The following is a 22,667-nucleotide window of genomic DNA, read 5'->3' as shown; positions in this document are numbered from 1 at the left end:
TGGAGCGTTCCGCCCGAAGGGCGGATTGCTCTAGCTGTAGAACCGGTAGCCTTCGGAGATTTCGACGCTGAGCTGATTGTTGCGCGAGACGAAATCCTCCAGGAACTCATGCAGGCCGCGATCCATGATATCGCGGATAGCGCCCTTACGCAGCGTCTCGCGAATTGCGTCGGCCGTGTCATGGGCCGCGAGCCGTTCACCCTCGTAGTTGCTGGCGAGATAGCCGAGGTTGCTGACGATCTTCTCGTAGCAATAGGCAAGCGAGCGCGGCATCTGGCCGTTGAGGATCAGGAAATCGGCGATATTTGCGGGCTTGTATTCGGCATCATAGGCCCAACTGTAGGAGCGATGGGCGGAGACGGATCGCAGGATCGATTCCCATTGGACATTGTCCAGCGACGATCCGACGGCCGAGACCGAAGGCAGCAGCACGTAGTATTTCACGTCGAGGATGCGGGCCGTGTTGTCGGCGCGCTCGATGAACGTACCGATGCGGGCGAAGTTATAGAGCTCGTTACGCAGCATCGAACCATGGAAGGCGCCGCGGATGAGACCGGCGCGGCGCTTGATCGCGTCGATTATCTCCGGCATCTCAGCAGTCTTCAGCCGTTTTTCAAGCAGCGCCTTCAGGTCGATCCAGCATTCGTTGGTCGCTTCCCAGGTCTCGCGCGTCAGGGCCGTGCGCACCATGCGCGCATTGTTGCGGCCATAGTCGATGCAGGACATGACGCTCGATGGGTTGGAGCGGTCACGCAGCAGGTAATCGATGGCGTCAGTGCCCGTCAGCTTGCCATGGCCTTCATCGAAGGCCTCGCGCACGCCGGCGCTTTGCAGCACGCCATCCCAGTCATCCTCGGCGGCGTCGCTTCGCGTCAGCGCCATGCGCAGGCCGGCATCGACGAGGCGGGCAATGTTTTCGGCACGCTCGATGTAACGGAACATCCAGTAGAGGCCGTTTGCAGTTCTTCCCAGCATCGCGCGTCAGTCCTCCAGTACCCAGGTATCCTTGGTGCCGCCGCCCTGGCTGGAATTGACAACCAGGGAGCCCTCCTTCAGCGCGACGCGCGTCAGCCCGCCGGGAATGATCTGCACCTTGTCGGAAACGAGCACATAGGGACGAAGATCGACATGCCGCGGAGCAATGCCCTTGTTGACCATGATCGGCACGGTCGAAAGCGACAGCGTCGGCTGGGCGATGTAGTTGTTCGGCTTCTCCTTCAGTTTTTCGGCGAAATCGGCGCGCTCCTTCTTGGAGGCCGTCGGGCCGACCAGCATGCCGTAGCCGCCGGAACCGTGAACTTCCTTGACGACGAGGTCGGCCAGGTTTTCGAGCACGTATGTCAGGCTCTGCGGTTCCGAGCAGCGCCAGGTCGGCACGTTTTCGAGGAGCGGCTTGCGGCCGGTATAGAATTCGACGATCTCGGGCATGTAGGAATAGATTGCCTTGTCGTCGGAAATGCCGGTGCCGGGCGCATTGGCGATGGTGATATTGCCGGCGCGATAGACGTCCATGATGCCCGGGATGCCGAGCGCGGAATCGGGGCGGAAGGTGAGGGGATCGAGGAAATCGTCATCGACGCGGCGATAGAGAACGTCGATCGCCTCATATCCGCGCGTCGTGCGCATTTTCACCTTGCCGTCGATGACGCGCAGGTCCGAGCCCTCGACCAGCTCCACGCCCATCATATCGGCGAGGAAGGAATGCTCGTAATAGGCGGAATTGTAGATGCCGGGGGTGAGCACTGCGACACGCGGCTTTCCGGTACAGCCTGGAGGCGCCAGCGATGCGAGGCTCTGGCGCAGCAGATAGGGATAGTCCTCGACGCGCTGCACCTTGTTCTCATGGAACAGTTCCGGGAACATCTGCATCATGGTTTCCCGGTTTTCCAGCATATAGCTGACACCGGACGGCGTGCGGGCGTTGTCCTCCAGCACGTAGAACTGGTCCTCGCCTGTTCGCACGATGTCGGTGCCGACGATATGGGTATAGACGCCGCCCGGCGGGCGGAAGCCGATCATCTCGGGCAGGAAGGTGACATTGTTCTCGATCAGCTCGCGCGGCACGCGGCCGGCGCGAATGATTTCCTGCTTGTGATAGATATCGTCGAGAAAAGCGTTGAGCGCTATCACGCGCTGCTCGATCCCTTGCGCGAGCTTGCGCCATTCGCGGCCGGAAATGATGCGGGGGATAAGGTCGAACGGAATGAGTTTTTCGGAGCTGTCGGCGTGTCCGTAGACCGCGAAGGTGATGCCCGTCTTGCGGAAGATGTTTTCCGCATCACGGGACTTGGAAATCAGATGCGCTCGATCCTGCTTGGCATACCACTCGAAGTATTTCCGGTAAGGGTCCCGCGGATTTTCACCCGCCGTGATCATTTCATCGAATGCCAAAGGTGTGTTCCCCGTTTTTAAGCATTTGAATACAACGCCTGTTGCAATGCAAGAAGCATGCACAGTTCGACATAGGATTTTGCGAGCGTCGGAGAGGAGCGAAAAGCGGCGATTTTCTGAGCAGGGCTGCTGAGCGCAAACGTCAACGAGCTGCCGCGCGTAAGGAAGCCGCTCAAACTTTGCGCATATGGCCAATTTTGCTGCAATTAAACCAAATAGCGAGGCAATTTATTGCTTCAATCTAAACTTGCTTTGAGGCGTGAAAACACTCTTGCCGAATGACCATTCGCAATCAGTTGCGAGGCCATTGTTTGATCCGATTTTCCGGAAATACGTTTAAAGTTATAGTATAATTGTAACTATTATTAACTATGGAATTAAGCTTGGCTTACATATTTTAAGGTTCTGGTGTATTTTCTAAACAGTTTATTACTACTCGCCGATCAGCCGGTAAAACCTACAGTTCAATTGAAGAAAAACGTAAAACGATTGCGTTCATTGATGGATTTAGAGATGAAAGCGTTGGATATAAACGGTTCTGCCGATCGAAACTGTCTCGTCATTACCGATCTAAGCCAGATGGCAGAGCTGGAAGGCGAGTGGAACGCGCTTTGGCTGAAAGCCCAAGGCTCATTTTATCAAAGCTATTCAGTCGCGTATCACAGCTGGGTTGAAATTTCCGAGCCGGCCGGTCGTTCGCTCTTTTGCGTCGTCGTTCGCGAAAAAGGCAAGCTCGTTCTTGTCTCTCCCTTGGTGAGATATCGCAATGGTCCGTGCTCGATGGTTCGCCCTCTCGGGCCGGATGCTGCGCAAACCACGGACGTTCTGGTTGATCCAGAATCAAAGTACCAAGAGAATCTCAGGCTGGCATGGCAGGCAATCGAACGATTGTCCAAAGTCGATATCGTCCGCATGCCCTTCGTGAAGGTCGGATCACATCTTGATCAATTGATCAATTCCAAGCGAAACTTCGCCAGCGAGCTCGATATCGCACCCTTTGCGGATCTGCAGGACCTGAAGAGCTGGGACGAATATGCCAAGATAATTGGCGCAAACTCCCGCCAGCAACTCAATCGGAAGCGGAAACGGCTTTCCGAAATGGGTGCCTTTGAGTTTATCGAAGTCGATCCGGTTGCTGATCCGACCTACGCCGTCGAGCTCATGGAGTGGATGTTTGCCCAGAAGAAAATATGGTCTGAGAGGGTCGGTAAACACGGTCCCTGGATAACGTCCCAAGACTATCGAAACTTTATGTACAAGTGGATCACGGATCCCAACAATATTCAGATGATGCGCATCTATGCGATCGTCATCGATAAAGTGCCGATTGCGATGAAGCTGGCATCTTACTGCCTATCGCATATGGATCTGATCATTGCCGCGTTCCATTCCGATCCGAAATACGCGAAATATTCGCCAGGATTCGTGCTCGATGAATTTTGGATGAAGATCGTATTCGAGAAGGGCCTGAACGTCGATTTTGGCGCGGGCAATGAGGCGTACAAGTTGTTCTGGTCGAGAAATGTCAAAAACGACCTGGCGAGCTATCACATTCCGCAAACTTTGATCGGAAACACGGCCACAGGATTGTGGCGCCTGAAGCGCGAGACAATGGCACATCTGGCCGAGCGCAGGAAGCGGCCGGTTGAGCTGTCGAATGCAGCCTGATCGATAGGCTCGGTTGGAATCCAAGTCTTCACGATGGGCAGGCTCGGCCGTTAAGCAACGGATGCACGTTTTCGAGCGATGTTGGCCTCGCGATGGAGACCAGCATCGCTCGTCCTTGTGTCAGTTGCCAGTGGGCATCGGGATATTGAAGCCCTCTTTGCCGAGTTCATCTCGCAACCATTGGAATTGCTGATATTTCGAAATTTCAATTGGACCGGTGTAAGTCTCGCTTTGAAGTTTACGCGGAGGATATTTTACGTAGGTCTGCATCAGTTGCTTGATGGAATCACTGATCGTCACCATGATCCATGTGCGTTCGGTGTAATTGTTCATGAAGATGTCGTAGCGTTCCTGCGGGTCCTGCCAGAGGTCGAAAACCTGCGGGACCGTGGCGACATACTTTTCCGCGCCTTTCCATCCCAGATTGCTGTCGACCGCCAAGCCACCGGTCGACTGCCCATCATCACCACGTAAGTTGAACACGGCCTTGTAATTACCGACGCGGGCGGCGCCGGGAGATAGTTCATTCTCGGTGAAATAGAACCATGACGTCCGCTCCGACTTGCCGGTTCCCAGAAGGATTGGCGACATGTCGAAGCTATCGAAGATGATCGGCTGGCCCTCACGATCCTTGTCGGGGAGGGCAATGCCCGCAACCGAAGCAAATGTCGCCATCAGATCCAGACCACCGACGATGTCGTGATTTTTGGAGTTGGGCTTGATCTTGCCGGGCCAGACCGCGATGGCGGGAACGCGATTGCCGCCCTCACGCACCGTTCCCTTCGTGCCGCGGAACGGCGTATAGCCGGCGTCGGGATAGACATCCTGCCAGGCGCCGTTGTCGGTCGTGTAGAACACCAGCGTGTTCCTATCCAGGCCGGTTTCATGGAGCTTGTCCATGATCCGTCCAATCCGGGTATCCAGTTCAACGATGCTGTCGGCATATTTCGACTTCGACATCGACTTATGCTCGAACTCCGGTGCTGGCATGTTCGGCTGATGCACCTTCATGAAGTTCACGTCGATGAAGAACGGCTTGTCGGATTTGGCGGCTTCATCGAGAAATCCGAGGGCTGCCTTCTCAACGTAGCTGTCGAAGAACGGAATGCCGACGACTCCCTCACCGCCGTTGATCGTGGGGGTATCGACATATTGACCGTTGATCTTGAAGTCTTCCACGGCTTTTTCGCCGGCCTTGCCCGACAGCGCGCCCTTGGTTACCCGCTGGAACATGGCTCGCAGTTTCGGGTCCATATCAGGAAACCAGGTCGGGTCGGCGTAGGTATAGGCATTGAGGTGGTAGAGGCCGCAATACTTCATTTCGTCGAAGCCCTGGGCATTGGGCAGCGCGTAATCCGCTTCGCCGAGATGCCATTTCCCTGTGAAATAGGTGTTGTAGCCGCCCAGTTTAAGAACAGAGGCAAGCGTCCATTCTGCAGCGGGAAGGCCGCCACCTTGACCCTGGAATGCCACTGTCGTCATGCCGCTCCGATTCGGAATGCGTCCGGTTATCATGGCGGCGCGACCGGGCGTACAGCTCGGCTGGGCGTAGAAATCGAAGAAGGTCATTCCCTGGTCGGCCATCTTGTCGATATTCGGTGTTGGCATTCCCCGTCCTTCGCCGCCGCCATAGGGGCCGAGGTCGCCATAGCCGGTGTCATCCGAAACAATCAGAAGGATGTTTGGTTTTGGCAGGGCTTGCTGCGCACTCGCCGGGAGCGCCAGGGGCGCGAGGAAGGTCAGCGCAGCAACGCACGACCCCAGGAGTTTCTTTTGTAAACCCGTAGACGCGTACCCTAACGAATTTGATTGATCGGCTTTCCCCAACATTGTCAGCTTCCTCCCTGCGATGGATCATCGCGCGAAAAATTGATCTCAGAAGACATGCGTCTGCATCGATTGACAGCTAACTCGCAAAGCTACGCCTGATTATTCGAAGCGAATTCCGACCCGCCAATACGGCGAAAGGGGAACAAGGGATCGGCAGCGCAAGGCCAGTTGTGGCCGCACTGAAAAGCTGCGCTTTCTCGTGGGAGTACACAAGTACGTTACGGTAACAACCGTCGTAAACGGATTGCACGGCCAGTGGTACAGGGGCGGTTCGGGCGCGAAGCGGCCAACGGCCGCATTCGCCCCGATACCGTTTAGCCTGGAGCGGCCTGTCGGCCGGCAAAGCCTCCCGAGCGGCCGGTGATCAGGCCGCCGAACTGCCGTGGGTCAATGCGGCGATCTTCTTGACGTGAGATACGGCTGCCGTGCCGCCTGCCGTCTTGGTGAAGAGCGAGAGCTTTTCATCGTCGTCATCGGCAACGGGCGTCAGGGCCTTGTCCATATAGGTCTTAGAGGCCGGGTCCTTGGCGATGAAATAGGCCGATATGGCCAGCTTGCCGATCACGCCGGCGAGCTTCACATGCTTGACGACGGTTTCGAATACGAAGCCCGGCCAGAAGAGCAGGGGGCTGACCGGCTTGAGGCCGGGGCGGCGCTCCGAGGGGTGCTTGAGGCGTAGCAGGCCGCTCTGCAGCGGGTGGACGTTTTCAAGCGGCACGGTCGTTGCGAAGGAGACCAACACCTTGACGAGACTGCTCAGTGAAATCCCGGTCGCGACAGCGCGGCGCAGCAACGTCTTCATGTGCTCTTTCGAGTAATAGAGCGACCAGGCTTCCTGATAGATGCCTTCCCACTCCTGCTTGGTCATCTTCGGATGAGCGGTGCAGACGTGCTCGACGTCGTAGATGTTGAGATCGGGGTCCATCTCGATGCCCTTCTTCCAGAGCACCTGATGGTCCTCGGAGCCGGGCAGAGGCGTCAGCACGAAGAACTCGATGACGTCGAGCGGCAGTTCTTCCTGAATGATCTTGATGTCGCGGCGGATCGATTCCGGCGTGTCGGCGGGGAAGCCGAGGATATAGCCGGCGAGCGTCATGATGCCCTGGGCCTTCCAGGCGAGCAGCATCTTGCGATATTCGGTGATCTTGTTCTGGTTTTTCTTGGCGGCCGTCAGATTGTCCGGATTGACGTTTTCCAGGCCGATGAAGACGCGGGTGACGCCGGCGCGCTTGGATTTCTCGATGAAGTTCGGGATCTTGTGGCAGAGCGTGTCGACCTGGATCATCAGGCCCAGCGGGATGCCGTCCCTTTCCTTCAGCTCGATCAGGCGGTCGAAGATCGCCTCCCAATCCTTGTTGCGGGCAAAATTGTCGTCGGTGATGAAGAATTTGTGGATGCCCTGCGCCCAGTTCATCCGAACGAGCCGCTCGACATCGTCCGCCGAGCGGAAGCGCGACTTGCGGCCCTGGACGTTGATGATGGTGCAGAAGGAGCACTGGTAGGGGCAGCCGCGGCCGGCATCGAAACTGGTGCTGAGGCCGAGCGTGTGCTGGATGTTATCTTTCGGCAGGAAGGGAACCGGCGTGCCGCCGATGCCCGGAAGGTCGTTCATGAAATTGTAGAGCGGCTTCAGCTCGCCGGCGACGGTGTCGCGCAGCACCATGTCCAACCGGCCTTCCGCTTCGCCGGCGAACATGGAGATGCCCATGTCGCGGCAGGCGTCGAGTTCGATCGCCGTTCCGTCGAGCATCGACAGGCAGCCCGAGATGTGGAAACCGCCCATGGATACGGGAAGGTTGGCCTTGCGGAACGGACGCGCAATATCGAGCGCGCGCGGATACTGGTTCGACTGCACGCCGATCAGGAAGATCATACCGAAATTGTCGTGCTTGCGGAACTGCTCGAGGATCGCCTTGGTATTCACACGAGTATTGGTCTCGTCGACAACGGTGATGTCGATCGCGACATCGGGGCCAAGAACCTGCCGTTCCGCGCAGTCCTTCGCTATCCCGTAGATCGCTGCCAGGGAATTCGAGGGGATCATCGCCCTCCACCAACGGATGACATACCCATCGTCGTCATAGTGTGACGGCTTGATCAGAACCAGCTGGAAACGTCTATGAGCAGTCTCTGGAGCATTTGACAAGGTATATCTTTCGCTTGAGGCGAGGGCTTTGGAAGCGCCGACGTGTCGGCCACAAGTAAGCGTCCGTCTTCTTGGGTTCAATACGACCGGCGTGTGTCAGATGGAAGAATGACGGCCGGCATATGTTGGAGTGATCGTTCAAATAAACCGCGGTCAGCGGGTAGAGCCAAATCCGGGCCGAAATCGGACGGGCGAGAGCCTTTCAGCTCTACATGAGAAATCCTCGGCTTGCAGTTTAGAGATTATCGGCAAGCGTTAACACTTACAAGGTGTCGACCTCGGGGCTCTCGCGACCGTCGCGCACCAGCCGTCGTAATCAACAGCTATTCAAAAAGCAAAGGGCCGGATTTTCGTCCGGCCCCTCTTTTCAAGATCAGGCGCGTTCGCGGCGCTGGCCGCCACCACCGTTGCGGGGGCCGCGGCGCTTCATGCCGCCGTTGCCGTCCTGACGCTCGCCGCCGCCATGGTTCTGGCCCTGGCCGCGCTCCTCATTGTGGCGTCCCGACGGACGGCCATGCGAATGACGCTGGCCGCGATGGGCGCCGTCATGGTTGGCGCCACCGTTTGCGTTGGCGGGACCGTTACGATGCGGCTTGGCGGCCGGGCGGAAATCCGACGTCGAAGCGAGATCGTTGTCTGGACCCTGCGGAGCGGCCTCGCCACGGCGCTGGCCGCGGAAGTCCTCGTTGCGACGGGGTTCGCGCTGCGGACGGGCATCGCGGGCAGGGCGCTCGCGCCGCTCTTCGCCATGAGCCCGGGCTTCGCCATGACCACGACCTTCGCCATGTGGACGGCCTTCGGCACGCTCGCCTTCGCGGCGCGGACGACGCTCCTGGCGCTGACTGGGCCGCTGTTCGCCGCCACGGTTTTCGCTACGGCCTTCGCCGCCGCGGTTACGGTTGTTGGCGCGGCGCGGGCCGGCGCTCATGTTTGCCGGCGGCTCGCCACTGGCAACGGTGATCTCGATGTTCATCAGCCGTTCGATGTCACGCAGCAGGCGTGCTTCGTCGGGCGCGCAGAAGGCGATGGCGATGCCTTCGCGGCCGGCGCGGGCGGTGCGGCCGATGCGATGGACGTAGGCGTCGGGAACTTCCGGCAGGTCGTAGTTGTAGACATGGCTGACAGCCGGGATGTCGATGCCGCGGGCAGCGACGTCGGTGGCGATCAGCGTCTTGATCTCGCCGTCACGGAAAGCCTTCAGGGCACGCTCACGCTGGCCCTGGCTCTTGTTGCCGTGGATCGAGGCAACCGAGTAGCCGACCGTTTCGAGATGCTTCATCAGCTTCTCGGCACCATGCTTGGTGCGCAGGAAGACGATGGCGCGGCCGTCAGGATTTGCGGTCAGCGACTTCTTGAGAAGGTCGGTCTTGTCGTTCTTGCCGCCGGTGAAGTGGACATACTGCTCGATCTTGTCGGCAGCCTTGCCGGGAGGCGTAACTTCCACCTTGACCGGATCGGTCAGGAAGTCGGCGGCCAGGTCTGCGATCGACTTCGGCATGGTCGCCGAAAACAGCATCGTCTGGCGGCGGGCCGGAACCAGCTTGGCGATCTTGCGCAGGTCATGGACGAAGCCGAGGTCGAGCATCTGGTCGGCCTCGTCGAGGACGAGATAACGAACGTTGCCGAGCGAGATGGCGCGACGGTTGATGAGGTCGAGCAGACGGCCGGGCGTCGCGACGAGGATGTCGGTGCCCTTTTCAAGCTGCAGCTGCTGCTTGTTGATCGACACGCCGCCGACGACGACGTTGATGCGCAGCGGCGACTTGCGGATGAAGTTCTTCAGGTTGGTGGCGATCTGGTTCACCAGCTCGCGGGTCGGCGCCAGGATCAGCGTCCGGGTCGTGCGGTTGTCAGGACGGCGCTCGTCCTTCATCAGCTTCTCGATCAGCGGCAGGCCGAACGCAGCGGTCTTGCCGGTGCCCGTCTGAGCGAGGCCGATCAGATCGCGGCCTTCGAGGAGGAGAGGGATGGCCTGTTCCTGGATCGGCGTCGGGGTTTCGATGCCGAGCTGGAAGAGGGTCGCCACAACCGGCTTGGAAACGCCAAGCGATTCGAAATTGGTCAATTCAATACCTTTCGGGGCGCCAAGACGAACAGCCGGGTCGCACCACGCGGTCCGGTTTCATTCTGGCGTCAAGAACCCCGCGTGAAGTGGGAACTTGTAAGTTGGAAAAAGCTTCCAGCGCGTCCGACTGCCAAAGGGCGGCAGTCTCATTTCAAAAGCGCTTTTGTCCTTCTCTTGCGATTTTCTTGTCTCGCAGGGCTCGCTCACGCGGCGGCCGGAAGGTGAAAGCTGGTCTGCATTTGGTCTTATTCGCCGGCAAAGTCAAGTGTGCAACTGCGAAAAGGCCGGATATGGGTATTGCTGCGACAGAGAAACTGCCGGATTGAGGATGGCAGTCACCACCCACTGCCTCAATCGGTAGCGGGCACTGAGTGATGCTCATGTGCGATGCGCCAGTGGCCGCCGACCTTGCGCAGGCCTACAGTCAGCCGAAACAGACAACCGTCCTTGTCGACGGGATTGCTGGACGAGTCCGGTCCGCACCACATGACGGCGACCGCGAAGGCAACGTCCGAGCCCGCGGTAATGGCGAGTTCCCGAAAGTCAAAAGGTGTATTGGGCTTGTGGTAGCGGAAAAACAGCTCCCAAGTCTGCGCGTAGGCTTCCATGCCTCTGCTTTGAAGCGGCGGTGGCACGTCGAACATCACCATGTCCTGCTCATGCTGCGTCCTGCTCATGCTGCGCCAGAATGGCAGAGATATCGTGTCGGCGAACGGCATCCGCCCAGCCCTCGAGAAGGGCCTCGATTTTGGCTTCTTCGCTGTCGGCCTGTTCGGGCATGGTCTGGACTCCTGCTTGCGATTTCCGGGCGGACTAAGACATCTCGGCTCGGGAAGCGAACACCGGCTATCGCTAAGCGGCCGCGACGACCTTGCCGATCTCGACGGCCAGCTGTTCCTGCGTATAGGGCTTGGCAAGCCTTGAGACGTCGAGGTCCACGCCGGGTGGCAGTTCGGCATAGCCCGATGCGATGAGGACAGGCAGATGGGGCGCAATTTCGCGTGCCGCCTTGGCAAGCTCGCCACCGGTCATGCCGGGCATCGAATAGTCCGTGATCATCAGGTCGAAGTCCATTTCGCTGCCGAGGTACTCGAGCGCTTCCTGTCCGGAATGTGCCTCGACCACCTCATGTCCGAGATCGACCAGCATGTCCGCGGAGCTCATCGCGATCAACAGATCATCGTCGACCAACAGTATCCGCTTTGGTCCTGATGTTTCCCGCCTGCTGCTCGGCGCCGTCTCTCGCTGTTCCGCTTCGGTGACGGCTGTTGTCGAAACGGGGATCCAGAGTTCTGCCGTCGTTCCTTTGCCGACCGTGCTCTCCAACTTCAGGTCACCATTCAGCTGCAGGGCAAGTCCATGGATCATCGAGAGCCCGAGCCCGGTCCCCTTGCCAAGCTCCTTGGTTGAGAAGAATGGCTCGATCGCCTTTTGAAGCGTCTCCTTGCTCATCCCATGCCCCTGGTCGGCAACGGAAAGGACGACATAGTGGCCCGCGGCGAGTTCCTCCGTTGTCGAATGCTGCTCCGCCTCTTTCAGCTCAATCCTGATGGCCCCCCCATCAGGCATCGCGTCACGGGCATTGACGGCCAGATTGAGAAGCGCCAGCTCGACCTGATTGGCGTCTGCCGAAACCGGAGGGAGATGGTCCGGAACCGCCATTTCGATGAGTATGGTGGAGCCGACCGACCGTTTCAGAAAATCTTCCATTCCGCGCACCAGCGCACAAAGATCGACCGGCGCGACATGCAAATCCTGCCGACGGGCAAATGCGAGCAGCCTTTGCGTCAGGGAGGCGCCGCGCCTCGCTCCTTGCAACGCACCTTCAATCAATCGCGTCGCCTTGTTGTCGTCTCCCACATATTTCCGAAGTAGCTCGAGATTGCTCAGAACGGCCATCAAGAGGTTATTGAAGTCATGAGCCACTCCCCCCGTGAGCTGACCAATCGCTTCCATTTTCTGTGCTTGGCGAAGCTGCTCTTCCGCACGTTCGCGCTGGGAGATTTCCGCCATTACGACGGCGTGAGCTTGCTTCAATTCGCGGGTGCGCTCAGCGACTCTTTCCTCCAGTATCTCGTTTAGCTGTCGCTGCTGCTCTTCTGCTTCGACACGCGCAGTAATGTCTGCAGAAACACCTACCAGCTTGATCGCTTTGCCCAAGCGATCCCTATAGAGCTGAGCATGGATTTCGGCCCAATGCACGGATCCATCGCTCCAAATTGTTCTGTATGCGATGGAATAGTCAGTGCCGGTTTCAAGAGTGGCCCTTACCGCTTCTTGCATTCGCTCCAGATCATCTGGATGAATGCTATCCAGAAGGTCGTGGTAGGTGAGATGATCGTCAGGTCCCCGACCGAAGACCTGTTTGCAAACGTTCGAAGTGGTCAGAACGTTGGTTGCAAGATCGAGTTCCCATGCGCCGAGCCGCCCGGCTTCGATCGCTGTCTGAAGGCGCCGTTCTCCCTCATCCAAAGCTTCGATACGGAGCCGTGCCTCGTACTGCCGACGCCGCCCACGCAACGCCGAACGGGCAACGCTGACAAACGTGGTCGCATGAAACGGCCTTTCGATAAAGCTGACATTGCCCAGCACTTCTGAAAGCCGGGCGGCGGCGGGGTTTCGCTCGGGGCCTCCGCCGCGATTTGTCAAAGTAATGAACGGCAGGTCGGACCAGCTTGGCTGTGCTTCGATCCATATCGAGATTGCGCGCAAATCCGCCGAACGCACCGCCTCTTCCGTGATTATGGCAAATGCGATGTCGTCGTTCAGTGCGGCGACAAATCCGGCGAGATCGGGCACTATTTTCGATCCCATGCCTGCCTCCTGAAGCAACGACGATGCAATCTGCGCGTCGCGCCCCAAGGGAGCTAGGATCAAGCCAATCGCGTCTCTGTTAGAAATGATCGCCATCCTCGTCTGACGGGGAAAGCATTGCCTGCGTTTCTCCTATGAATGTCGGTACTCCGCGCAGCACGCCTTGAAAGCCCGAAAGGGGGTCGCCCAAGCTGAGCCCAACATCGGTTATCCGGAATTCGCGTATGGTTTCCTCGTGCCTGCCGGTACGCTTCTTGATTACGGACACGGCCCTGCGGACTTTGCCCAGAGCTTCGAAATAGCGGAGCAGTATCACTGTGTCTGCGAGATAAGTCACGTCGACCGGCGATTTCATATCTCCGACAAGGCCGTGCTGGGCCACTGTCAGGAATGTGTTCACCCCCTGCCGATTAAGATATTGCAGCAGTTCATGCATGTGAAGGATTAGAGCATTTTCCTCCGGCATGGACGCCTGGTAGCCGTTGATACTGTCGATCACGACTGTCTTTGCGTCAAAGCTCGCGACCCGATCCCTGACACGCTGAGCGAATTCTCCGGGGGAGAGCTCCGCTGCGTCCAATTGCTCAATGTGGATCAGGCCATCGTCGTGCATCCTTTGCAAGTCGAGACCCATGGATTTGGTCCGCGAAAATAGTAGTCCCAATTCCTCATCGAAGATAAAAACGGCGGCCTTCTCGCCTCGTTTGATCGTGGCATCGACAAACTGCAGTGCAAAGAGGCTTTTGCCCGTCCCCGCCGGACCAATCAAAAGCGTGCTTGAACCGCGTTCGATCCCGCCACCGAGAAGGTCATCGAACTCCTTGATGCCGCTTTGCAGCGTCGTTCGTTCAAAGCCACTTCGATGTTCTATGGCACGCAGACGCGGGAATACGGCTACTCCGCCCGTCTTGATGATGAAATCGTGATAGCCGCCGCGAAAGGGCTGACCGCGGTATTTGATGACGCGCAGTCGCCGCCGCTCCGAACCATAGTCCGGAGCCAGCTGCTCAAGATGAATAACGCCGTGAACGACACTGTGGACCGTCTTATCGAGGGTGTCGGAGGTCATGTCATCGAGAAGCAGGACGGTTGCATCCGACCGCGAAAAGAAGTGCTTGAGCGCCAGAATCTGGCGCCGATATCGCAGCGAGCTTTGAGCAAGCAACCTGATCTCCGAGAGACTGTCGATCACAACCCTATGTGGTTTCAGCCGCTCGAACGCTTCGAAGATAAGTTTTGTCGTCTCGCCCAGCTCAAGGTCCGACGAATAGAGCAGACTTTGCTGCTGATCGGCATCAAGCAGGCTTTCGGGAGGAACGAGTTCGAAAATCTCGATCGTGTCGCCAAATTCCATTCCGTGTGAGTGCGCGCTATCACGCAACTCATCTTCGCTTTCCGAAAGACTGATATAAAGGCAGCGCTCGCCCAGCGCGGCACCTTCAAGGAGGAATTGCAAGGCGATCGTGGTTTTGCCAGTTCCCGGTGAACCTTCGAGAAGGAATACGTGACGACGTGTCAAGCCGCCAGATAGTACATCGTCGAGACCCCCAACGCCTGTTCGTGCCTTAATATTCAACGCTTCAACCACTTTTTTCTCCTAGGTAATTCTAGGAGATAGGTCGGGGTTCCTGAAAGCAAACACCACCTTCCGGCCAAAATCGAAATATCGCTCCATTGCCAGCGGCATGATGCGAGCCAAGAGGCTGGGCACAAAAAAAGCGCCGCCGAAAACGGCGGCGCTCTCGAATAAGCTCAGAGCCGATCAGCGGCAAACGCGGATGTGGTGGCGGTGGCCCCAACGATCGCGTTCCCAGGTCCACCAGCAGTGGCCGCGGTAATAGACCGGGTAGGCATAGGCGGGCGGATAAGCATAATATGCGGGGTAGGCCGGATAGGCGGGCGCAACGGCTTGCGCGGCGAGCGCGCCACCGATGATGCCGCCTGCAAGGCCGCCGACGACGGCTGCCCCGTAAGGACGGGCATTGGCGGTTTCGGCAGAGGTAAGCGCGACACCGCCAAGTGTCAGCGCTATCAGACCTGCCGCCGTTACAGAACGAAGCACGGACATGAAATTCCCTTTCCTCAAATAGGCTTATGTTAAGCCGCTAACAAATTCCGTGCGAAACGCGGCAATGTCGTGGCGAGGATCGGGGGGCAGGCGATTAAATTTTGTTCATGTTTCCGGCGAAAGCTGCTGATTTTACTCTAGAAATCGGTCGGCACACCGCCCTCCGCCTTACGTTTGGCGACGAAGGCGTCAAGCTCTTCCTCAATGGCGGGATCGATGGGCGGACGCTCGTAGGCGGCCAGCGTTTCCTTGAAGACCCGGTTGGCATGGTCGTAAGTCGTCGGCCGTCCCGCTTCGGTCCAGGTCTCGAAGTTGCGCCAGTCCGAGAGGATGGGCGAATAGAAGGCTGTCTCGTAGCGGTCGAGCGTGTGCTGCGTGCCGAAATAATGGCCGCCGGGGCCAACATCACGCACGGCGTCAAGTGCCAACGCCTCCGGGCTGACGTCGAGCGGCTTCAGGAATTCCGCGACCATCTGCAGAAGATCGACATCAAGGATGAATTTCTCGAAGGACGCAGTCAAGCCGCCTTCGGTCCAGCCTGCCGAATGCAGCACGAAATTGCCGCCGCCCTGCGTCAGCGCCCAGAGCGACAGAGTCGATTCATAGGCCGACTGCGCGTCGATCGTGTTCGAGGCATTGGTGTTCGATGTGCGGTAGGGGAAGCCGTAGCGGCGGGCGAGCTGGCCGCCGGCGACGACGGCCTTCATGTATTCCGGCGTGCCGAAGGCGGGCGCGCCCGTCTTCATGTCGACGTTGGAGGTGAAGCCGCCATACATGACCGGCGCGCCCTTGCGCACCATCTGGGTAAAGGCGATGCCGCAGAGCGCTTCGGCATTCTGCTGCACCAGCGCGCCGGCGATGGTTACAGGCGCCATGGCGCCGGCGAGCGTGAACGGCGTCATGATGACCACCTGATTGCGCGAGGACATTTCGATAATGCCCTGCAGCATCGGTCCATCAAGGCGCAGCGGTGAGGAGGAATTGATGACGGTAAAGAGGGAGGGTTCGGCCTCCATCTGCTCCATCGTGATGCCACGGCCGATGCGGGCGATCTCGATAGCGTCGAGATTGCGCTGTTTTCCAAGCGAATAACAATGGAAGGCCTTGTCCGTCAGCTTGACGATATCCGAGAGGCAGTCGAGGTGGCGCACCGAGGCGTGGATGTCGATCGGCTCGACGGGATAGCCGCCCGTCAGGTGGACGACATCATAGGATTGGGCAAGCTTGATCAGCTTGCGGAAATCTTCCTGGTTGCCGGCCCGGCGTCCGCCTTCGCGGTCCGAGACGAAGGGTGCGGATGCGACCTGGGCGAAGACGAGGTTCTTGCCGCCGATCTGGACATTGCGCTGCGGATTGCGCGCATGCAGCGTGAAGGTTGACGGGACCGTCGATATCAGCTCTGTGATCATGGCGCGATCGAAGCGCACGCGCTCGGTGCCCGGCGTCACGTCGGCGCCGGCTGCCTTCATCCGCTCGCGTGCCTCCGGCAGGATGACGTCCATGCCAATTTCTTCGAGAACGGTCAGCGACGCGTTGTGGATATCTTCCAGCGCATCCGCCGAGAGGATTTCCGTGCGGGCCAGATTGTTGACGAGATTGAGGTATTTTGAGCCGCTGGACTTGCGGCTGCGTTCGGCGCCGCGCCCACCGGCGCGCCGCCGCCGCTCTGCCGGGATGGTGGCGGTTTCAGTCTCGTGCAAGCCTGTCTTTGTAATGTCGCTCATTGTTCCCGGTCCGCTTGGGGTTCGAACGTGATTTTTGGCAGAGTTCGGCGATCGATGCTCTTGCCGTTTGCGACGAAGGCGTGACCGTTCTGGGATAGTCTGTTGTCTGGACGCGACGTTGCCTGTTGTCGGAATTATGGTTAACGACTTGTTAGCGTTGGGGGGATTAGTTTGGATAGCCGGCACGGTTTTACGACGCAGAAGAAAGAGCCTTTGTTGACTGAGCGGGGAGAATTGCTGGAGATCGCCTGTCGCCGGATCGCCGATCTGGAACAGCCGGCCTATGTCAAAAACAGCGATCTTCGCTACGTCGCCGTCAACAAGGCCTACGCGCGCTTTTTCCAGAGGGATGTTTCCGACTTCATCGGTCAGCGCAGTCGTGATCTTTTTGATTCGGCCGACGAGCATGATCGGGAAGACAAGGAGCGGCGCGCGCTTGTCTTCGGCAGCGAAGAGGTGGCGATCCGTTTCGACCCCGCTGCTCGAAACGCCTTCCGGATGCAGATCGAAAGTTTCCGTCCGACCGAAGAGCGGGCCTATGTCTTCGGGATGCTTATGGATGCTCCGCCGGAGCGGGCCGAGACGCCGGCGATGGCCGCGAAAAGATTGGCCGAGGACGCTGTCAGCGATCTTCAGCGCGTCCAGGAGCTCCTTGAAAATGCGCCTCATCCTGTCGGCATTTTTGCAGATGACGGGCGCGCGATCATTGCCAATGCCGCTTTTCGCCAACAGGTCGAAGATGCATCCGCCGGGAAGGAATCATCCCAGGCGTCGACAGCCGATGCCATCAGCCCTTCGAACACCGAGCAGGATTTTCACTCGCTTCTTGCCGGAAACGCATTCGATCTGATGGATGTAGGCTTCTGCATCTATAACGAACAGAACGTGCTGATCCACGCCAACGGTCCGTGGCGCGAGTTTTACGATCCGATCATTGGCACCGAACCCACCGGCCTTACCATACGCCAGATTTGCGAGAAGATTTTCGATTCCTACGTGGAGCATTATCCGGAGCAGATCGCTGCCGCCAGAATGGACCGTGAGAGTTGGGTCGGACGTCGCGTTACCGAATATACTCAGCCATATCAGGATGTCGTAGAGCGGCGGCTTAACGGCCGCTGGATGCGCAGCATCAACCGACGTCTATCGAACGGCCTCCTCATCGGCCTGCGGATCGATGTCACCGAATTCAAGCAGCAGGAAATCCTGCTGCGCAAGCATATCGACGAGACCGAGCTCTATCTGACAATTCTGGAAGACCTGCCGGTGGCGGCTTTCGTGCGCGATTCCGATCACAAGCTGTTCTATGCGAACGAGGCCTATGCCAGCATGACTGGTTTCTCGCGCGACGAAGTGCTCGGGAAAACCGAGCGCCAGATGTTCGATACCGGTGCGGAAGACTTTTTTGCCGAGAATGAACAGGTCCTGGAAGAGGGGCGCATGTTCGAATTCGAGGGCGAGGTCGTCGATTCGCGGCACGTCACGCACCCGATCATCACCCGCGTCAACCGCGTTACGACCTCGGACAAGCGGAGCTACGCCGTCGGCTCGATGATCGACATCTCGGCCTTGAAGCTCAGAGAAAAGCAGCTCATCCAGGAGCAGGCGCGGACCGAAGCGCTTCATCAGGATCTGGAACACATCCTGAAGGCCATGCCGGCCGGCGTGATGATCATGGACGCGGATTTCAAGGTCGAGTACGCGAACGACGCGCTCTACGACATCTGGGATTTTCCGAAAGACGAGCCATTGCTTGGCAAGCCGTTGCGCGACCTCGTTGCCAAGCACAAGGAGCTCGGCCGATACGGCAATGACGGTCGCAGCCTCGATGAAATATACCAGGACCGCCTGCAGGCATTCCGGTCCGCGGGTGCCCACAGCCGGTCCGAGCTGACCTTCGAGGACGGCAAGACCGTCATTCTGGATTTTCGGCGCATCTCCGGCGATCGGCTGTTGCTCTCCTATGCGGATATTTCCTTCGTTCGCCAGCAGGAGCGCGAGATAACCAAGGCTCGCAACGCGCTCGAAATGCTCGGGGAGCTGATGAAGGACACGACCCATGCCATGTCGCAGGGGCTTCTCATCGCGCAGGACGGCAATATCCTTCTCAGCAACGATACCTTGCCGGACATGCTGCGCGTCCCACCTGAGCTTTTTTCTGCCGGCCAGAGCTGGCGTGCTGCCTTCGAATATTGTGCGGCACGCGGCGATTTTGGCGACGATCCGGAGCAGCAGCGCTTGCTTTGGGCCGAAGACCTGAAGGCCCGCCGCCCGTTTTCAACGGTCTTTCGCGTGGCCGGCGAAAACTGGATACAGCTCGATGCATCCTTCAGCGAAGGCGATCGATGGGTCATCGTCCTCTCCGACGTGACGGACCTAAAAGAGCGCGAGGCGGAATTGCAGCGGCTTCTGGCCCGCAGCGAGACCGCCGATCGCGCCAAGTCGGAATTCCTCGCCAATATGAGCCACGAGATCCGCACGCCGATGAACGGTGTGCTCGGCATGGCCGAGTTACTTGCCAAGACTAATCTGGATGCGCGGCAGAAGACATTCATCGATGTCATCGTGAAGTCGGGCAACGCGCTGCTCACGATCATCAACGACATACTCGATTTCTCCAAGATCGATGCCGGGCAGATGGGCCTTCGCAAGGTTGCCTTCGATCCTATCGAGGCCGTGGAAGATGTTGCGACGCTGCTGTCGTCGCCGGCGGCGGAAAAAAACATCGAGCTTCTGGTGCACGCGTCTCCATCCATGCCGCCCGCGCTGCTTGGAGATGCCGGCCGGTTTCGGCAGATCGTCACCAATCTCGTCGGCAACGCCATCAAGTTTACCGAGCGCGGGCATGTTCTTGTCGATATCGGCTACAACGTGGTCGAGAACGGCGAAGTCATGCTGACTTTGCGTGTCGAGGATACCGGCATCGGCATTCCCGAAGACAAGGTCGATTCCATTTTCGAGAAATTCTCTCAGGTCGATTCATCCTCGACGCGCCGTCATGAAGGCACTGGTCTCGGACTGGCGATTACGGCGGGTCTGGTCGATCTCTTCGGCGGGTATATCGAGGTCGAGAGCGAATGGGGCAGGGGTTCCGCCTTCACCGTGCATCTGCCGCTACCTGTTGCGGGGACCCGAAACGAGGTCAAGCAGGTACCGGTCAATGTCAAGGGTGCGCGTATTCTCGTCATAGACGACAACGAGATCAATCGTCGCATTCTGAGCGAACAGCTCGAGATGTGGGGCTTCGACAGCTTCGCCGCCGAGGACGGCGATACAGGACTGGCAATTCTCAATGCTGCCGCCGAGATGGAGCTTCCGGTCGATGCCGTCATCCTCGATTATCATATGCCTGTTATGAACGGGGCCGAGGTCGCGAAGGTTATCCGCAGCGACCACAGACACGACGGTGTGTCACTGATCTTTTTGACTTCGATGGACGTGGCGGCCAGCGAGAAGGAATTCGCAGCGGCAAGCGGTCAGGCCCACCTCATGAAGCCCGTTCGTGGTAATGTGCTGCGCAATACGATCGTCGAGGTAGTCCGTGCGGGGCGTCAGCCGCGTGTGCGCGAAGCCGTGCAGGATGTCGTTGCGGCGATCGGCGCTGTCGAACAATCGCTGCCGTTGCGGCCGGTCAATGCCATCGATGTGCTGGTCGCCGAGGACAATGAGGTCAACCAGATCGTATTCACCCAGATCCTGCAGGCGACCGACCTGCGCTTTCTGGTCGTCGCGAACGGCGAGGAAGCGGTCGATGCCTGGAAACAGCTGCAGCCGGCACTGATCATGATGGACGTTTCGATGCCTGTCATGAATGGCCATCAGGCCACGCGCGCCATCCGCCGCCTGGAGGCAGAGGCCGGCCGTGACTGGCACACGCCGATCATCGGCGTGACTGCGCATGCGCTCGACGCCGATCGCGACATGTGCCTGGAGGCTGGAATGGACGACTACATGTCGAAGCCGATCAGCCCCGAACTGCTCGAAGGCAAGGTACGGCGCTGGCTTGGCGATCGCCTGGGCAAGGTCAGCGAAACCGGGGTGTGATCCGGCCTTTTACGCCGCAAAGCATTTCCCGCTTGCCGGCGAAGCCCTTGCGTCGTTCCACGGTAAAGCCGGCGGCCTGAAGACTGCGGCGGACGAAGCCGGCTGCTGCGTAGGTCGCAAAGGTGCCGCCAGGCGCCGACCTGTCGTGCACAAGCTGCAGTAATTCGGGCGACCACATGTCGCTGTTGCGCGACGGCGCAAACCCGTCGAGATACCAGGCATCGAAGCCCGGCGCGGCATTGCGCACACCCTCCAGCGCAGGGCCGCAGACGACGCTCAGACGAGTCTGCTCATCGAGACGCAGCTCAACCGTATCCTTGGGGTCCTTTGGCCACATCGCAACGAGAGCCTTGCGCTCCGAATCGATTTCCGGCCAGCGCGACAGGGCGCGATCGATTTCCTCGGCCTGCATCGGGTAAAGCTCGAAGGACATGAAATGCAGCTCTGCGCCGGCGCTGCGGTTCAGCTTCCATTGCCGCCATGTCTCGCAGAAATTCAGCGCGGTGCCGAAGCCGAGTTCGCCGATAAGGAAGGTGGCCTGTTCTTGCCAGCGGGCGGGCAGGCCGTTGCCGTCGAGGAAGACGTGGCCGCACTCGAGCCGGCCGTCGGTCTGGCAATAAAAGTGATCGCCAAAGGCCGTCGAATAGGGCATATCGCCGTCTCGCCATTCGAGGGCAGCGGAATTGCCCTCCTGCTTCGGCATCTGATCGGAAACTGGATCTGTCATGGGGAAAGCCGATAATCCTGCACGGCCCGCCGGTCAATCGTCTGCCGATCTCCTGATCGTCGGTGGCGGTATCATGGGGCTCTGGGCTGCGGTTCATGCCGAGCAGCTGGGCGTCGGCACGCTTCTGGTCGATGCGGGATATCTCGGGCAGGGCGCGAGCGGTGGCGTGCTTGGCGCACTGATGCCCCATATGCCGGATCGCTGGTCGGACAAGAAACAGTTTCAGCTGGAGGCGCTGGTCGCTCTGGAGACCGAGATCGCTCGGATCGAGGCGGAAACAGGGCTTTCCGCCGGCTATCGCCGTTCCGGTCGGCTCATTCCGCTGCCGAAGCCGCATCTGCGCACGATCGCTTTGCGTCATGAGCAGGATGCCGTGAACAACTGGCGCCATGACGGTCGCGAATTCCGGTGGCACGTGCTTGACGCACCGCCGGTCGATGATTGGATCGATCCCACCGCCGGAGCCAGCGGCTTCGTCCAAGACACGCTGGCTGCCCGCGTCGCGCCGAGATCGCTCGTGGCCGCTCTGGCCGCATTTCTGCGTGGGGCTCGGCATGTTCGCATCATCGAGGGACTGGCGATCGACGGCCTCGATCCCGACCGCGGGATCGCATCGACACGCCAGGGCGAAATCCGGTTTGACCGCTGTATTCTCTCCGCCGGCCATCGGTCCTTTCCGATGTTGGATGGGATGACAACGGCGCTGCAATCACCGCTCGGCCAGCCGGTGAAGGGGCAGGCTGCCTTGCTCAAGGCGGATGTCGACCCCGGCATGCCTGTCATCTTTCGCGACGGGCTCTATGTCGTCGCGCATGAGGGCGGCCACGTCGCGGTCGGCAGCACCAGCGAGGATCGTTTCGACGATCCCTTGTCGACCGACGAACGGTTGGACGACCTTTTGACTTCTGCCCGCAGCCTTGTCCCTTCGCTCGGCGGCGCCGAAGTGGTTGAGCGCTGGGCCGGGCTTCGGCCGAAGGCGATCGATCGCGATCCTATGGTCGGCGCCCACCCGGAGCATCCGTCGTTGATCGCGCTTACCGGCGGCTTCAAGGTCAGCTTCGGACTTGCGCATCAATTAGCGGCAGCGGCTGTTTATGAGGCATTTCGCATTCTACCTCTGATATATCTGCCTGAAACATTTACCTTGAAGAACCACATTGCTGTTGCTTCACGCAAAACGTGAATGTGAG

General features: G+C 59.0%; 15 protein-coding genes. 3 read left to right on the top strand and 12 right to left on the bottom strand.

Annotated elements, in window-relative coordinates; translation table 11 throughout:
- Positions 1–30: 30 nt before the first annotated feature.
- Both DTW90_RS02820 and DTW90_RS02815 read right to left on the bottom strand, forming a co-directional pair.
- Positions 31–975 carry an alpha-E domain-containing protein gene (locus tag DTW90_RS02820; protein ID WP_149336294.1) on the bottom strand — a complete coding sequence of 315 codons (945 nt, stop codon included), beginning with the start codon at positions 973–975 and terminating at the stop codon, positions 31–33.
- Between the two features lie 6 nt (positions 976–981).
- The gene (locus tag DTW90_RS02815) at positions 982–2,391 is read right to left on the bottom strand and encodes a circularly permuted type 2 ATP-grasp protein (protein ID WP_132518951.1); all 1,410 of its coding nucleotides are present in this window, start codon (positions 2,389–2,391) and stop codon (positions 982–984) included.
- Positions 2,392–2,799: 408 nt separating this feature from the next.
- On the opposite strand from DTW90_RS02815, the gene DTW90_RS02810 reads away from it, so the two are divergent.
- Entirely contained in the window at positions 2,800–4,059 is a 1,260-nt protein-coding gene (locus DTW90_RS02810) for a GNAT family N-acetyltransferase (protein ID WP_149336292.1), read from the top strand.
- Between the two features lie 120 nt (positions 4,060–4,179).
- Here the strand turns inward: DTW90_RS02810 and DTW90_RS02805 are convergent, their stop codons facing one another.
- From DTW90_RS02805 to DTW90_RS02770, 9 genes are all read right to left on the bottom strand, one after another.
- Complete coding sequence (locus tag DTW90_RS02805; RefSeq protein ID WP_149336290.1) at positions 4,180–5,889, bottom strand: arylsulfatase; 1,710 nt, start codon at positions 5,887–5,889, stop codon at positions 4,180–4,182.
- Positions 5,890–6,253: 364 nt separating this feature from the next.
- Positions 6,254–8,035 carry a radical SAM protein gene (locus DTW90_RS02800; protein WP_149336288.1) on the bottom strand — a complete coding sequence of 594 codons (1,782 nt, stop codon included), beginning with the start codon at positions 8,033–8,035 and terminating at the stop codon, positions 6,254–6,256.
- A 373-nt stretch (positions 8,036–8,408) separates the two neighbouring features.
- Positions 8,409–10,100, bottom strand: a complete 1,692-nt coding sequence (locus DTW90_RS02795) for a DEAD/DEAH box helicase (RefSeq protein WP_149336286.1) — start codon at positions 10,098–10,100, stop codon at positions 8,409–8,411.
- 350 nt (positions 10,101–10,450) lie between these two features.
- Positions 10,451–10,777: a nuclear transport factor 2 family protein gene (locus tag DTW90_RS02790; RefSeq protein ID WP_210251405.1), complete on the bottom strand. Its 327-nt coding sequence runs from the start codon at positions 10,775–10,777 to the stop codon at positions 10,451–10,453.
- Complete coding sequence (locus DTW90_RS38015) at positions 10,758–10,880, bottom strand: hypothetical protein (protein WP_281407551.1); 123 nt, start codon at positions 10,878–10,880, stop codon at positions 10,758–10,760. The genes DTW90_RS02790 and DTW90_RS38015 overlap by 20 nt, the downstream gene beginning before the upstream one ends.
- 72 nt (positions 10,881–10,952) lie before the next feature.
- Entirely contained in the window at positions 10,953–13,010 is a 2,058-nt protein-coding gene (locus tag DTW90_RS02785; protein WP_132518966.1) for a hybrid sensor histidine kinase/response regulator, read from the bottom strand.
- Positions 12,994–14,502 (bottom strand): ATPase domain-containing protein, encoded by a 1,509-nt coding sequence (locus DTW90_RS02780; protein WP_132518969.1) that lies wholly within the window; start codon positions 14,500–14,502, stop codon positions 12,994–12,996. Before DTW90_RS02780 ends, DTW90_RS02785 begins: the two co-directional genes overlap by 17 nt.
- Positions 14,503–14,676: 174 nt before the next feature.
- On the bottom strand, positions 14,677–14,982 hold the full coding sequence (locus DTW90_RS02775; protein WP_132518972.1) for a hypothetical protein: 306 nt from the start codon (positions 14,980–14,982) through the stop codon (positions 14,677–14,679).
- A gap of 137 nt (positions 14,983–15,119) precedes the next feature.
- A complete protein-coding gene (locus DTW90_RS02770; RefSeq protein WP_149336284.1) occupies positions 15,120–16,706 on the bottom strand; it encodes a trimethylamine methyltransferase family protein in 1,587 nt (528 codons plus the stop codon).
- A 216-nt stretch (positions 16,707–16,922) separates the two neighbouring features.
- Between DTW90_RS02770 and DTW90_RS02760 the strand changes: the two genes are divergently transcribed.
- A complete protein-coding gene (locus tag DTW90_RS02760; protein ID WP_246664876.1) occupies positions 16,923–20,750 on the top strand; it encodes a response regulator in 3,828 nt (1,275 codons plus the stop codon).
- On the opposite strand, the gene mnmD is transcribed toward DTW90_RS02760, so the two are convergent.
- On the bottom strand, positions 20,731–21,477 hold the full coding sequence (gene mnmD, locus DTW90_RS02755; protein WP_132518978.1) for a tRNA (5-methylaminomethyl-2-thiouridine)(34)-methyltransferase MnmD: 747 nt from the start codon (positions 21,475–21,477) through the stop codon (positions 20,731–20,733). The genes DTW90_RS02760 and mnmD overlap by 20 nt on opposite strands.
- Here mnmD and DTW90_RS02750 point away from each other — a divergent pair.
- The gene (locus tag DTW90_RS02750) at positions 21,476–22,660 is read left to right on the top strand and encodes an FAD-binding oxidoreductase (RefSeq protein ID WP_132518981.1); all 1,185 of its coding nucleotides are present in this window, start codon (positions 21,476–21,478) and stop codon (positions 22,658–22,660) included. The two genes, mnmD and DTW90_RS02750, sit on opposite strands and share 2 nt — an antisense overlap.
- Positions 22,661–22,667 lie beyond the last annotated feature (7 nt).

The sequence above is a fragment of the Neorhizobium sp. P12A genome, assembly GCF_008365395.1.
Taxonomy (GTDB): domain Bacteria; phylum Pseudomonadota; class Alphaproteobacteria; order Rhizobiales; family Rhizobiaceae; genus Rhizobium.
The sequence above is the reverse complement of the archived record's forward strand: the minus strand, read 5'-3'. Positions and strand labels throughout refer to the sequence as shown.